We start from the raw sequence: 13324 nt of genomic DNA on the forward strand, positions 1-13324 counted from the left end.
ATCAGTTGGGCCTGCGTTCCGCCTCGACCTTCTTGGCCAGGGCCCGCCCCACCTCGTACAGGGCCTCGCGCAGGCCCGGGAGGGCCGCCTTCGCGCCGTCGTTCTCGATGAGCGCGTTGGCGATGAGGAGATGGTCGGCGATGGTTTCGAGGTGGTCGCTCGCCGTGGTCATCGGGTGCGGCGGCGGGGGCACGAAACGGCCGATGTTGCCGAACGCCGCCGGTGTCTCCGCCCCGTCCAACGACAATTCGGTCATCGACCCGAGGTAGCCCAGAAACGTGCGGCCCGGCGGGCCGAACGAGGGAACACCGCCGGCGCCGATCCAGCGTGCGCCACCATCCGTGGAGCGCAGGCGGAACTGGATGCAGAACTCGGACGCCGTCTCGACCGCCTGCACCAGGACCCGCCTGACGATCGGACGGTCATGGTCGTGGAGGCACGACAGCCAGCCCTCGTTCAGGGCGGCGGCGATGGGCTGGCCCGTGAGTTTGGTCCATTCCGGGCTGACATGGCTCAATGCGCCAACCGGATCGATCGCGAAGATCACTGAGCGGCTCCTGCCTCAATTCAGCATCATCGCGGATGTATCGCGTATGCGATCGCGGGCCTGCGGCCCGCGCGGTTATGTCTTTTGATAGATGGCGTCGTCCATCGCAATGGTTCCATGGTGCGACTTATGGTCGAGAAACAGCGCCGGGCGGATCGGGACGAGAGAATTCGTGCGCGCGTCGGGCAGATCGCCGACGCACTCAACGTCCCGACGGAGTATTTCTACGCGGATACCACGGCACAGAGCAGTGCCGCGGAGGCGAACGAATGCTTGCGGCTGTGGTTTCAGATCGAAACGCCGGAGCGCCGCCGCCGGGCCCTCGCCCTCCTGCGCGCCCTAGCGGAAGGCGAAGATCTGGCGGAAGGCGAAGATCTGGCGGAAAGCGAAGAGCCGTAGGGCCGTCCGTGCGGCGCTGCCGCGTCATCCTTCGAAAACGCTCGGCCGCAGACGTTGAGGCTGTGCCTACTCGGCCGCCGGGGTGTTGAGCGCCAGCAGGCGGGCCGTGCGGGTGCGGGCCGCCGTCCGCGCGGCGTCCGGCTCGCGCCCTTCCAGGGTCCGTCGCGCATCGTTGACCGCGGCATGGACGGCGTCGATGGCGAGGATCAGGGCGCTGATCGTCCGGGTGTCGATGTTGCGGGCCCGGGCGTGCTGGACCACGTCGGCCACCAGGCTGTCGGTCTCGAGAACGAGACCGTCGAGGTCTTCCCGCGTGCGCGCCGACCGCACCTCGCGCAGGAGATCGAGAAGCCGATCCAGGACCACATCGATGCGCTCGCGCTGCTCACGGGCGAGGCGCTGACCGAGCCAGGCGATACCCGAGCCGATGGTGCCGCCGAAGAAGGCGAGGAGGTAGATGTAATCCTCGTAGCGCTCGAACAGGGTCTGCTGCTCGCGCTCGAAATAGTCCACCGCGCCCGGATGGTTGGGCAGGCGCGCGCTGGTGGCGGCGACGCTCGAATCGAAATCCGGGGCCTTCATCAGCTTGGCGATGGGAGCTTGCGGGGCGAGCTTCGAGCGCCACTCGAACAGGTGCTGGGTGACGGAGGCGACGGTGATGCGGCTGACGCTGCCCCGGGCCATCAGCCGGTAGGACGCCCCGACGGTCTTCACGTCCTCCTCCGGGCGCTTCGGACGCCCGCCGAAGGTGCCGGCCGGGATCGTCACGGATTGCAGTTCGGGCATCCGTTGGATGATGGCCTCGCCGTCGGGCACCGAGACGAACGTCACCTGCTTGTCCGCCGCGGCCGCCTCGACCGCCCGTACGGTGGAGATGGCGGCCTTCGACGCCGGGGCGGCGATCACCGCGACGGCGTCGACGCGACCCTCCTGCAGGGCGCTCGTCACGTCCGCCGGCTTCAACGGCACCAGGGCGACGCGGGCGGGGCCCATGACCCTGTCCGGTCCGGCGTCGCCGATCGGCTCCGCGGTGAAGTCGTAGAAGCCGAGCAGATTGGTCACGAACGGCACGTCGGCCTGATGCCGTTCGACGATGCCGAGGCGCTTGCGCGACAAATCGGGAAAGCTCTCGATGGCCGCCGCCGCGGGGGCGACGATGAGCAGCGCCTCGTCGTGCAGGATCGCCAGGGTCAGGCCATTCTCGGGCAGCAGTACGTCCGGGCGCACCACTGCGAGGTCGGCCTCGCTGCGCTGGAGGGCTTCGGCGGAATCGCGCACGTCGTCATAGGGGATGACCTTGAGGCGGACATCCTCGTGGCCACGGGCCAGCGCACGGGCGTAGGTCTGGAGCAGGTTCGCCTCGGCACCGTCACGCGGACCGACGGCCACGGTGAGCGTCGTCGGACGCGACAGGTACACCACCGCTCCGGCCAGGGCCGCGAGGCCGAGGGCCAGCACGACGAGGAGCCATTCGCGTCTCAGGAGGAATGCCGGCATAGCATGCTCGAGCCCTCGACCATCCTTGCGATCCGGGTCGGATCCTTATTGGGAGTCTGAACCGGAAACCTGTCCGAAGCGTAAAGAACCGATGAATGCCTCAAACGTTGCAAATCCCAAGCCGGGGAGGGGCAAACCCTTCCCTGGGAAGCGAGCCTTTTTTGAGAGCAGGCCCTTTTTGAGAGCAAGCCTTCCATGACAAGCCTTCCATGAAAGGAGCGTCGCCTTTCGACAGGTCGAGCCGGGACACGCCGGCGGTCGTCAAGCCGACCCGGCCCGTGAGCGCGGCCTATCTGGAACGGGCCGCCCTACATTACCTCGAGCGCTACAGCGCCTCGGTGGCGATGCTGCGGCGGACCCTCCAGCGGCGGGTGGACAAGCGCTGCCGTCTGCGCGACGAGGACCCCTCCGTCCACGCCGAGACCATCGACGCCGTGGTCGCCCGGGCCGTCAGCGCCGGCCTCGTCGACGATGCTCGCTTCACCGCCGGCCGGATGGCGGCCCTGCGCCGACGCGGCACTTCGGCCCGAGCCCTCTCGGCCAAGCTCGCCGCCAAGGGGGTGCCGCGCGGCCTCGTCGACGAGGCCATGGCGGCGGAGCGCGACGAGGCCGAAGCCGAGGGGACCGACACCGAGGAGGCCGCCGCCAACGCCTATGCCAAGCGCCGGCGGTTCGGACCCTGGCGCCGGCCCGGCACCCGCGAGGCCCACCGCGACCGCGATCTCGCCGCCATGGCCCGGGCGGGCTTCCCCTACGGACTCGCTCGCCGCATCGTCGAGGCGGAGCTGGAGCCGGACGTGGATTCCTGAGGCTGCGACGATCCGGCAGCGCACACGATCGTGTTTCGTCGAAGAAAAAATTGAACGAACCGCGAACGGAGCGCATCTCTCTTCCATGGACGAAGCCCTCGCGAAGAAGCTGCGCATCCTCGCCGATGCCGCCAAGTACGACGCCTCGTGCTCCTCTTCCGGGGCGCCCAAGCGCACGGCCGGCAAGGGTGAACTCGGTTCGACCACGGGGGCGGGCATCTGCCACGCCTACACGCCGGACGGGCGCTGCATCTCGCTCCTGAAAATCCTGCTGACGAACTACTGCCTGTTCGACTGCGCCTATTGCGTCAACCGGCGCTCGTCCAACGTCGCCCGGGCGAAATTCACCGTCGAGGAGGTCGTGACCCTCACGGTGGAGTTCTACAAGCGCAACTACATCGAGGGCCTGTTCCTCTCGTCCGGCATCATCAAGTCGCCCGACCACACCATGGAATTGCTGACCAGGGTGGCGAAATCGCTCCGGCGCGACCACGGCTTTCGCGGCTACATCCACCTGAAATCGATCCCGGAAGCGAGTCCCTGGCTGATCGAGGAAGCGGGCCTCTACGCCGACCGGCTTTCCATCAACGTCGAACTCCCGACCGAGGTGAGCCTGGAGCGGCTGGCGCCGGAGAAGAACGGTCTGGTCATCCAAAACGCCATCCAGCAGATCGGCGAACGGATCGTCGAGGCGAAGGCCGAAAAGCGCCGGTTCTCGCCGGCCGGACAATCGACACAGGTCATCGTCGGCGCCGACGCCACCACCGACGAGGCGCTGATGCGCAAGAGCGCGCATCTGTACGGGTCGTTCAACCTGAAGCGGGTCTATTACTCGGCCTTCAGCCCGATTCCGGATGGCTCGACCATCCTGCCGTTGAAGTCGCCCCCGCTCCAGCGCGAGCACAGGCTCTACCAGGGCGATTGGCTGCTGCGGTATTACGGCTTCACCCCCGACGACGTCGCCGATGCCACCGAGGACGGCATGTTCGCCCTCGACGTCGACCCGAAACTCGCCTGGGCCCTCAAGCACCGCGCGCACTTCCCCCTCGACGTGAACCGGGCCGATCGGGAATGGCTCTTGCGGGTGCCGGGTCTCGGGGCGCGCGCCGTGGACAAGATCATTCGGGCGCGGCGCCACACGCGCCTGCGCCTGGAGGACGTCGCCCGCCTCACCTCCGGCCTCAAGCGCGCCCGGCCGTTCCTCATCACGGAGGATTATCGCCCAAGCGGTGGGCTCACCGATCGCCTCGACCTGCGCGCGCGGCTCGCGGAACCGCCGAAGCAGTTGAGCCTGTTCTGACGATGGATCCGGGCGACCTGTTCGGAGCCGGCCCACGGGCGGTGTCCCTCGCGGCCGGCGCGGATGTCACGGGATTCCGCAATGCCGTCCGGCGCCTCGTCGCCGGCGATGTCCCACCCGAACGCGTGGTCTGGTCCGTCGGGGAGGCGCCCGGCCTGTTCGGGGCAACGGACGAATCGGGCGAGACGCCGCCGCTGGCCCTGCCGCGCGGGGTCGCCGACCTCGTAACCCGGGTGGTGCCGCATCGCGACCCCGAGCGGTACGCCCTGCTCTACACCCTCGTCTGGCGTGTCCTCCACGGCGAGCGCCGCCTGCTCGAAGTGTCGAGCGACCCCCTGGTTCATCGCCTGGAGCGCATGGCCAAGGCCATCGCCCGCGACCTGCACAAGATGCACGCCTTCCTGCGCTTCCGCCTTGTGGAGGGTGAGGGGCCGGAGCGCTTCGTCGCCTGGTTCGAGCCCGATCACCATATCCTGCAGGCCGCAGCCCCGTTCTTCGTCGGCCGCTTCCGCAGTCTGCACTGGACGATTCTCACCCCCGAGGGGTCTGCCCTGTGGGACACCTCCGCGCTCACCTTCGGCCCACCGGGACGGCGGGAAGACGCGCCGACACGCGACGGATTCGAAGCGGGCTGGCGCGATTACTATGAGAGCACCTTCAATCCCGCCCGCACCAACCTGGCCGCCATGCGGGCGGAGATGCCGAAGAAGTACTGGCGCAACATGCCGGAGACCGCCGCGATTCCGGGCCTCGTCCGAGCGGCGGCGTCGCGCACGGATTCGATGATCGAGCGCGCGCCCCAGAAGGCGATCAAGCGCGATCCCGTCCGGGCGGTGGCAGCCATGGCGGATCAGGCTCCGGAATCCCTCGACGCCCTGAACGCCATCATCCGGCGCTCCGAGCCCCTGGTGCCGGGGGCGACCCAAGCGGTTCTGGGCGAAGGACGGGTGGGCGCGGCCATCGCCTTCGTGGGCGAGCAGCCCGGCGATCACGAGGACCGACAGGGGCGCCCCTTCGTGGGACCCGCGGGCCAGCTCCTGTCGAAGGCCATGGCGGAAGCCGGCCTCGTGCGTGGGGACGCCTACCTCACCAATGCGGTCAAGCACTTCAAGTTCGAGGAGCGTGGAAAGCGGCGCATCCACCAGAACCCCACCGCCGGCGAGGTCAGCCACTACCGCTGGTGGCTGGAACGCGAGCTCGACTTCGTCGCGCCCCGCCTCGTCGTCGCCCTCGGCGCCACCGCCGTCCTGGCGCTCGCCGGTCGGGCGATCCCCGTCACCCGGGCGCGGGGCCCGGCGGAATTCGGCAAGGGCTACGCCGGGTTCATCACCGTCCACCCGTCCTACCTGTTGCGCCTGCCGGACGGGGCGAAGGACGAGGCCTATGCGGCCTTCGTCCAGGATCTGCGCCGCGTCGGCGAACTCGCGACGCGGCTGGCGGCCTGACGGTTCTTCAACGCCGTCGCGTCAATCCGAACAACGCGAACCCCGCGAGCGCCGCGAGGCCGAGGGCGAGACCACGGTTGCCGTTGACCGCCGTCGCCACGGAATCGCCGGCGCGGCGCAGGTCGTCGGCGAGCGGCGAACCCGTGAGGATGCGCTCCGCCCGAGCCTTGTTCTCGGGCCGCGTGTTGATGGCGACGGAGAAGTCGTCGTCGTGGCGGATGATGTCGATGCTGTTGCGGGCGAACCCTGCCCGCGCGAGACGGTCGCGCGCCGAACGAGCCTGGTTCAGGGAAGGAAAGGCAACCGAGGCGAGCACGCTGTCCGACATGAAATCTCCATCTCCGCTTGGGTTTGAGCCAAACACGGCGGCGCGAGGGGGAGTTCCGTTTCGCCGCCTTAAGGCCTCCGCAACCCGGGGCGCTTAGGCCCGCGTCGACCCCCCAGGACGGCCCTGACAGGAGATGCCCGCTTGCGCGATCCCTTCGTTCCCGACGCGCTGGCCGAGCGCCTGCGGGCCAAGCGCCGCAACACCCGGCCGGTGGAAGCGCTCACCTGCGAGCCGGCCAAACCCGTCTTCGCCGAGCTGCTGGACGGGCGCGGCCACGGCACCGGGCAGTTCGTGCGCCTGTCGCAGGGCATGGTCGAGCGCATCACCCGGGTGGTGCGCGGCACCGATTAGCCGGCCCTTGCGCCCGCCCGGTGTTCCGCATCCGTGCGAACCGCCGTAGAGACCCGGCGATGGAGCTCAGACCCTACCAGCGCGCCAGCCTCGACGCCCTCTACGCGTCCTGGCGCACCGAGACCGGCGACGGCCTGATCGTCCTGCCCACGGGCGCCGGCAAGGCCTTCGTTATCGCGGCCCTGGTGCGGGAAACGATTGCCCGCGAGGCCGGCGCGCGGATCGCCGTCGTCACCCACACCCGCGAGCTCATCGCTCAGAACCACCGCGAACTCCTCGCGTACTGGCCCGAGGCCCCGGCCGGGATCTACTCGGCGGGGCTCGGCCGGCGCGAGACGGCGACGCAGATCCTGTTCTGCGGCATCCAATCGGTCTGGAACCAGACCGATTCCATCGGCGTCTTCGACCTCGTGGTGGTGGACGAGGCCCACCTGATTCCGCGCGCCGCCGAGACCCGCTACGGCCGCTTCCTCGCCGCCCTGCGGGCCGCCCGGCCCGATCTGCGCGTCGTCGGCCTCACCGCCACGCCCTACCGCCTCGACAGCGGCCGCCTCGACGAGGGCGCCGGCCGCTTGTTCGAGCGCATCGTCTACGAGGCCAATGTCGGCGACCTCATCCACCAGGGTTACCTGTCGCCCCTGATCTGCAAGGCCACCGCCACAGCGCTCGATGTCTCCGGCGTGGGCAAGCGTGGCGGCGACTACATCCCGAGCGCCCTGGAGGCGGCGGTGAACCAGGACTGGATCACCCGCGCGGCCGTGGAGGAGATGGCCGGCTACGGCCGGGACAGGAAGGCCTGGCTCGCCTTCTGCGCCGGTGTGGCCCATGCCGAGGCCGTGCGCGACGCCGTGCGGGCGCAAGGGGTCTCCTGCGAGATGGTGACGGGCGAGACGGCCAAGCGCGAGCGCGACCGGATCGTGCGCGACTTCCGCGCGGGCCGCGTGCGCTGCCTGACCTCCGTCGGCGTGCTCGCGACGGGGTTCAACGTGCCGCGCGTCGACCTCATCGCCCTCCTGCGCCCGACCCAGAGCACCGGGCTCTACGTCCAGCAGGTCGGCCGGGCGCTGCGCACCACGCCGGGCAAGACCGATGCCTTGATCCTCGACTATGCCGGGCTGGTGCGGATGCACGGCCCCGTCGACATCGTCACCGCCCGCAGCGCCGCGCTGATCAAGGGCCGCGAAGGGGAGGTGCGGGCGAAAGCCTGTCCGGGCTGCGGCGCGCTGATCCCCCTCAACGCCAGCACCTGCGAGGGATGCTGGGTCGAGCCGGAGGACGAGGCCGACGACGGGCCGAGCCATGAGGCGGCGGCCGAGGACGAGCACCCGATCCTATCGCGGGCCGTGCCGGTGTGGCGCGGCATCCGGGGCTGGCAGCTTGCCCGCCACATCGCGTCGGGCAGCCTCGACGTGGTGTTCCGCACGGAGGACGGGCTGACCCACCGGGTCCGGATCGGCCTCGAACAGACCGGCTATCCCCGCGAGAAGGCGGTGCAGTGGTGGCGCCAGTTCGGCGGCGGCCGCGATGTCCCCATGAGCGTCTCCGAAGCCCTCGACCGGGCCGACGACCTCACCCGCCCCGCCGCGATTCTCATTCGCACCAACGGCCGCCTGTCCGAGAGCGTGAGCTACCGCTTCGCCGATGGGCGCACCTTCGTCGATACGCGGCGCCTCGACGGAGCCGGCGCCTGATTGCCCGGGGTCGGCGATTTCGCGGAACACGCATGGCCCCGCCACGGTTGCACCGTTCGGCTCCCCGGGGAGTCTCAGCGAGGACCACTATGCGAGATCCGTCGGCGAAAGGTGTCGGCGCCCTGTTGAGCGACAGTGTGCGCCATGCGGCCGACCTCGTCGGCGGCGAGTTCGAGCTCCTGCGCCGGGAGACCGACGGCAACATCCGGGCGATCCTGGGCCTCATCGCCACGTTCGGCATGGCGTCGCTCCTCGTGCTCGCCGCCCTGATGCTCTTCGTCGTCTTCCTGGTGAAGGCGGCCGGCGCCCTGCTCGGCTCGGAGGTCACCGGGGCCCTCGTCGTCGGGGGGCCCTTCGCCCTCGCCACCGTCGTCCTGACCGTGCTGGGAATCAGGCGCATGTCCCGCGACAACCTCGCGCCGCGCCGGTTCGAACGGCAGGTCGCCCGCGACGCCCGCATGGCGACGCGCCCGCGCGGCTGACACGCGCGCTGGGTACGTGAGCGCTCGCCTTGAATCACGGCGCCGGGGGCGGTACCGCTCCCGGCCGATGCACGGATTCGAGCGACAGGGTTGACCGCCATGACCGAGATTCGCCCCCGCCGCAGCGTCCTGTCCATGCCGGGTTCGAATGCGCGAGCCCTCGAGAAGGCGGCCCGGCTTCCCACGGACGTGGTGATGATCGACCTCGAGGACGCGGTGGCGCCCGAGGCGAAGGAGGCGTCCCGTCAGGCCGTCGCCGAGGCGGTCGGGTCGGGGCGTTTCGGCCGGCGCGAAGTGGTGGTCCGGATCAATCCCCTCGACACCCCCTGGGGCGAGGCGGATCTCGCCGCCATCGCGCCCGCCGGCCCCGACGCGATCCTGGTGCCGAAGGTCACCCACTCCGATGCCCTCGTGGCCGTCGGCTCCCGCCTGCGCCGCCTCGGGGCGCCCGAGCGTACCCGCGTGTGGGCGATGATCGAGAGCCCCATGGCACTCCTGCACATCGGCGAGATCGCCAGTTCCGCCCGCGACGTCGACACCCGGCTCGCCTGCCTCATCGTCGGCCCCAACGACCTCGCCAAGGCGAGCCGTGTCCGCCTCGGCGTGCCGGGGCGTCCGGCCCTGCTGCCGTGGCTGATGACCGTGATCGCCGCCGCCCGCGCCTACGAGATCGACGTCATCGACGGGATCTACAACGCGTTCCGCGACGCCGACGGCTTTCTGGCCGAGTGCGAGCAGGGCCGCGATTGCGGCTTCGACGGCAAGATGCTGATCCATCCCGACCAGATCGCGCCCGCCAACGCGGTGTTCGGGCCGACGGATGCGGCCGTGACCGAGGCCCGCGCCATCATGGCGGTCTTCGCCGATCCGGCGAATGCCCGGCGCGGCGTGGTGGCGTTCGAGGGGCGGATGATCGAGCGCCTGCACGCCGTCGAGGCGGCGCGGGTCGTCGCCATGGCGGAGGCCATCGCGGCGCGGGCGGCGTGACGCCCGCGCCCGAACTCGCCGTCGATCTGCGTCTGCTCGACCCGCGCCTGACCGGCTGGGGGTTTCCCCATTGGGGATCCGCCGGGGCCGCCGGCCTCGACCTGCATGCCTGCCTCGACGCGCCCTTGACCCTGGAGCCGCAGGGGCCGGCCGTGCTGATCCCGGCGGGGTTCGCCGTGGCGATCCGCGACCCGTCCTGGTGCGCGCTGATCTATCCGCGCTCCGGTCTCGGCCACCGCGACGGGCTCGTGCTCGGCAACGGCGTCGGGGTGATCGACGCCGATTACACAGGCCCGCTGATGATCTCGGCCTGGAACCGCAACCCGGCACCGGGCCCGGCCCTGACCATCGCTCCCGGCGACCGCATCGCCCAACTCGTCTTCACCCGCATCGTCCGCCCGGCCTTCACCCTCGTGTCCGGCCCGGTGGAGACCGGGTCCGGGCGCGGCGCGGGCGGCTTCGGTTCGACGGGCGTGGGGGTCGGACGGACCCAAACGCCCTGAGCGGTGTTCACCCCTCGAACAAGCATCGAGCGAGGGACCCTCATGGCATTCGTATCGCAGACGGTGATGGAAGAGGGATTGGCCGCCAAGCGTGCCGGCCTGTCGGACGACGCCAACCCGTACCCGGCCGGTTCGCAGAACAGCGCCGACTGGCTCGAAGGCTATACCGCCGACGAAGCGGAGCAGAACGTCGACCGGATCGAGTCGGAGGCCTGACGCGCGCGACTCGGCGGCGAGCCCCCGGGCTCCCTCACAGCCGCTGTTGGCCCGCGGGCAGGCCCGCCTGCGTGACTTCGATGCGGATCGTCGCCCGGCGGACTTCCCCCTCCGTGGTCTCGACTTCGATCTGGACCTCGTCGAACCCGGTGAACTGGGCGTTGGCCTGGTAGACCACGACCTGCCCGGACACCTTCTGGTCCGGGCAGCGGTTTTTCTTGCCCGTGGCGATGCTGGCCGTGGTGGCGATGACCCGGCCGTGCTTGGGCAGGCCCGGCACCCGCAGGGTCGGCGCGGCGCCCAGGCTGCAATCGCGCTTCAACGGATTGAGCACCGCGATCTGCACCGGCTTGCCGGCGGCGACGCTCACCTGGGGCTTCACGGAATCGGGATTGTCGGCGCCCTGGCCGAAGGCCGCCGGTGCGGCGAGGAGGGCGGCAGCGAGGACGAGGCGCTGGGTGCGACGGGCGGCGATGCCGGGCATTCGGGTCTCCGGTCGAGCCCCCCGGGAGGCGGGGCGGCGGGAGCTGACCCTATCGCGGGCCGGGCTTCGATTGAACCCGCGCGGCGGCCCTCGCCCAAACAGAGGCGCTCAGCGCCGCAGCATGGCGATCCAGGAGGAAACCGGATCGACCACATAGGCGGCCATGGAGGACGCCCATTCCCGTGCCCGTGCCACGATGGTCCGATTGCCGTCCCCGCCCGCGCGCTCGGCCATGAGGGCGGCGACGTAGGCGTCCTCCCGCTCCTTGCAGGCATCGAGGGCGTTGCGCTGTGCGCCGGCCTTGCCCTGGAGCGCAGGCTGCTCGGCGAAGGAGTCGCGCACGCAGGTCGTCCATGCCCGCTCCAGGGCCGCCACGTCGGGCGCGGCCAGAACCGTGCCGAGGGGCAGGACGAGGGGCGGGCCAAGGGCCAGACCGAGGACGAGTCGCGCGGGGATTCGCATGGGCCCGATATCGCCGATCCGACCGATCCTTGACAAGGGAAGCCCCGGCCCCGCAACCGTCACGCCGCGCGATACGTTGCGGTGCTGCGATACCCGAGCCGCGAAGCTTCATGGGAGCCGGACCCGAGGATGCACCTGCCAGCGATGCCCATCCGGCGCGAGCTGGTCTTCCTCGCCCTCACGGTGCTCCTCGTGCTCGCGGCGGCGGGCGCCTTCTACCTGTCGCGCGCCACCACGCTGACGGTGGCCGTGGCGCCGAGCGACGGCACCGAACCCGCGCTGATCCGGGCCTATGCGGACGCCCTGAAGGTGAGCCGCAAGGAGATCCGCCTGAAGGTCGTCCCCTTCGACGACGTGCGCGACTCCGCCGCCGCCCTGCAGACGGGGAAGGCGGATCTGGCCGTGGTGCGCCCCGACGTCGCCTTGCCGGAGAACGGCCTCACCCTGGCGATCCTGCGCGATCAGGCGATGATCATCGCCTCGCCCGAGCCCTCCGGCATCACGGCCTTCGACGACCTCGACCGCAAGCGCCTCGCCATCCTGGCCCACCGCGACGCCGACCACACCCTGATCAAGGCCCTGGTGGAGCATTACGGCCTCACCCTCCTCGACGGCGCCCCGGACGGCCCGGTGCCCGCCCGCCACGTCGCCCTGGTGCAGCTCGACGAGGCGGACCTGGCCCAGGCCTTCGCGAAGAAACGGATCGACGCCGTCGTCTCCGTCATCGCCCCGGCGGCACCGACGGCCTTGCGCATCGTCGGAATCGTCCAGGCCGCGAGCCGCACCCGCAAGGTCGCCTTCGTCGATGTCGCCGACGGCACCGCCATCATCGAGCGCATGCCCCGGCTCCAGGCGGTGACGATCCCGGCGGGGCTGTTCGGCGGCGCCCCGAAGGTGCCCGCCGACGATGTCCGCACCATCGGGGCGTCCTACCGCCTCATGGCCCGGGCCGGCCTGTCGCGCACGGTGGCGGCGGACGTGACCCAGCACCTGTTCGAGTTGCGCAGCGGCCTGTCCAACGCCACGGCGGCGGCCGATTACATGCTGGCGCCGAGCTACGAGACCACGGCCGCCGCCACCAGCGCCCGCCTGCCGATCCATCCCGGCGCCATCGATTTCTTCGAGCGCGAGCAGCAGGGCTTCATCGAGCGCTACGAGACCTGGATTTACCTCGTCGCCTTCCTGGGCGGCGGCTTCGGCTCGGCCCTGGCCTGGATCCGCCAGCGCCTGTCGCGGGTGCGCCGCGAGCGCGTCGAGGAGGCCACCGACCGGCTCCTGGCCATCCGGGCCGAGGCGCGGGAGACCACCGACCGCGCCGGCCTCGATGCCCTCGCGGCCGAGATCGACGATCTCGCCGGGGAAATCGCCCGGCACGCCCTCGAGCGCCCGACGGAGGCCCGCACCATGAGCGCCGCCGCCATCGCCATCGACGCCGCCCGCTCGACGGTGCGGCGCACGACCCTCAGGGGCGACGGCCGGTCCGGACGACCGGACGCATCGGAGCCGCCCGCCACTGCCCTGTCCGCCCCCGAAATCGCCTGATCGCGGCGGCGATCCGGCATCCCTCGCCGCGCGCCGCCGGCTTGGAGTGCCTCACAGAACTCGCGTTCATCGTCGGTTCGCACTCCGAGCACGACGGCGCAACGGGCGTTTTGTAAGAGATACTGAAGGCGCTCCGAATACTTGGACTTTCACGAGAAAGATCACGGTCCGGTCTCAGAAATCGCGCGGGATTCCATCTGGCACCATCGTGAACGCGCGCCACCCACCCAGTCTGGAACGGGTCTCGACTGAGCCGGTTGTGCGCAGAGACCATCCGGAGA

16 protein-coding genes are annotated in these 13324 nt (G+C 70.5%); 11 read left to right on the plus strand and 5 right to left on the minus strand.

From position 1 onward, the window contains the following. Position 1 precedes the first annotated feature (1 nt). Positions 2-547, minus strand: a complete 546-nt coding sequence (locus ASF52_RS00620; protein ID WP_056165964.1) for a PAS domain-containing protein — start codon at positions 545-547, stop codon at positions 2-4. A gap of 129 nt (positions 548-676) precedes the next feature. On the opposite strand from ASF52_RS00620, the gene ASF52_RS00625 reads away from it, so the two are divergent. Next, a complete protein-coding gene (locus ASF52_RS00625; protein ID WP_056165967.1) occupies positions 677-946 on the plus strand; it encodes a hypothetical protein in 270 nt (89 codons plus the stop codon). Positions 947-1012: 66 nt separating this feature from the next. Here ASF52_RS00625 and ASF52_RS00630 read toward each other — a convergent pair whose 3' ends face one another. Further along, a complete protein-coding gene (locus tag ASF52_RS00630; RefSeq protein ID WP_056165969.1) occupies positions 1013-2443 on the minus strand; it encodes a TAXI family TRAP transporter solute-binding subunit in 1431 nt (476 codons plus the stop codon). Positions 2444-2721: 278 nt separating this feature from the next. Here ASF52_RS00630 and ASF52_RS00635 point away from each other — a divergent pair, with 278 nt between their 5' ends. The 3 genes from ASF52_RS00635 (at position 2722) to ASF52_RS00645 (ending at position 5997) form a co-directional block, all read left to right on the plus strand. Then, the gene (locus ASF52_RS00635; RefSeq protein ID WP_056166905.1) at positions 2722-3252 is read left to right on the plus strand and encodes a regulatory protein RecX; all 531 of its coding nucleotides are present in this window, start codon (positions 2722-2724) and stop codon (positions 3250-3252) included. A gap of 85 nt (positions 3253-3337) precedes the next feature. Continuing rightward, positions 3338-4552, plus strand: a complete 1215-nt coding sequence (locus ASF52_RS00640; protein WP_056165973.1) for a putative DNA modification/repair radical SAM protein — start codon at positions 3338-3340, stop codon at positions 4550-4552. 2 nt (positions 4553-4554) lie between these two features. Continuing rightward, positions 4555-5997, plus strand: coding sequence for a UdgX family uracil-DNA binding protein (locus ASF52_RS00645; RefSeq protein ID WP_056165976.1), 1443 nt, complete (start codon positions 4555-4557; stop codon positions 5995-5997). A 7-nt stretch (positions 5998-6004) separates the two neighbouring features. On the opposite strand, the gene ASF52_RS00650 is transcribed toward ASF52_RS00645, so the two are convergent. Further along, complete coding sequence (locus ASF52_RS00650; RefSeq protein ID WP_056165979.1) at positions 6005-6325, minus strand: hypothetical protein; 321 nt, start codon at positions 6323-6325, stop codon at positions 6005-6007. 141 nt (positions 6326-6466) lie between these two features. Here ASF52_RS00650 and ASF52_RS00655 point away from each other — a divergent pair, with 141 nt between their 5' ends. The 6 genes from ASF52_RS00655 (at position 6467) to ASF52_RS22895 (ending at position 10555) form a co-directional block, all read left to right on the plus strand. After that, a complete protein-coding gene (locus tag ASF52_RS00655) occupies positions 6467-6676 on the plus strand; it encodes a hypothetical protein (protein WP_056165982.1) in 210 nt (69 codons plus the stop codon). Between the two features lie 59 nt (positions 6677-6735). Continuing rightward, a complete protein-coding gene (locus ASF52_RS00660; RefSeq protein WP_056165987.1) occupies positions 6736-8367 on the plus strand; it encodes a DEAD/DEAH box helicase in 1632 nt (543 codons plus the stop codon). A gap of 125 nt (positions 8368-8492) precedes the next feature. After that, positions 8493-8849: a phage holin family protein gene (locus tag ASF52_RS00665; RefSeq protein ID WP_162241003.1), complete on the plus strand. Its 357-nt coding sequence runs from the start codon at positions 8493-8495 to the stop codon at positions 8847-8849. Between the two features lie 99 nt (positions 8850-8948). Next, complete coding sequence (locus ASF52_RS00670) at positions 8949-9836, plus strand: HpcH/HpaI aldolase/citrate lyase family protein (RefSeq protein WP_056165995.1); 888 nt, start codon at positions 8949-8951, stop codon at positions 9834-9836. Beyond that, positions 9833-10339, plus strand: coding sequence for a dUTP diphosphatase (gene dut, locus ASF52_RS00675; protein WP_056165998.1), 507 nt, complete (start codon positions 9833-9835; stop codon positions 10337-10339). The genes ASF52_RS00670 and dut overlap by 4 nt, the downstream gene beginning before the upstream one ends. Positions 10340-10381: 42 nt before the next feature. Further along, positions 10382-10555 carry a hypothetical protein gene (locus ASF52_RS22895; protein ID WP_200918676.1) on the plus strand — a complete coding sequence of 58 codons (174 nt, stop codon included), beginning with the start codon at positions 10382-10384 and terminating at the stop codon, positions 10553-10555. Positions 10556-10589: 34 nt separating this feature from the next. On the opposite strand, the gene ASF52_RS00680 is transcribed toward ASF52_RS22895, so the two are convergent. Both ASF52_RS00680 and ASF52_RS00685 read right to left on the minus strand, forming a co-directional pair. Beyond that, the gene (locus ASF52_RS00680; RefSeq protein WP_056166001.1) at positions 10590-11039 is read right to left on the minus strand and encodes a hypothetical protein; all 450 of its coding nucleotides are present in this window, start codon (positions 11037-11039) and stop codon (positions 10590-10592) included. Between the two features lie 108 nt (positions 11040-11147). After that, entirely contained in the window at positions 11148-11501 is a 354-nt protein-coding gene (locus ASF52_RS00685; RefSeq protein ID WP_056166004.1) for a hypothetical protein, read from the minus strand. Between the two features lie 144 nt (positions 11502-11645). Here ASF52_RS00685 and ASF52_RS00690 point away from each other — a divergent pair, with 144 nt between their 5' ends. Next, the gene (locus ASF52_RS00690) at positions 11646-13043 is read left to right on the plus strand and encodes a TAXI family TRAP transporter solute-binding subunit (protein ID WP_156467443.1); all 1398 of its coding nucleotides are present in this window, start codon (positions 11646-11648) and stop codon (positions 13041-13043) included. Positions 13044-13324: the final 281 nt, after the last annotated feature.

Origin of the sequence: Methylobacterium sp. Leaf112 (genome assembly GCF_001423295.1) — a bacterium.
Classification (GTDB): domain Bacteria; phylum Pseudomonadota; class Alphaproteobacteria; order Rhizobiales; family Beijerinckiaceae; genus Methylobacterium.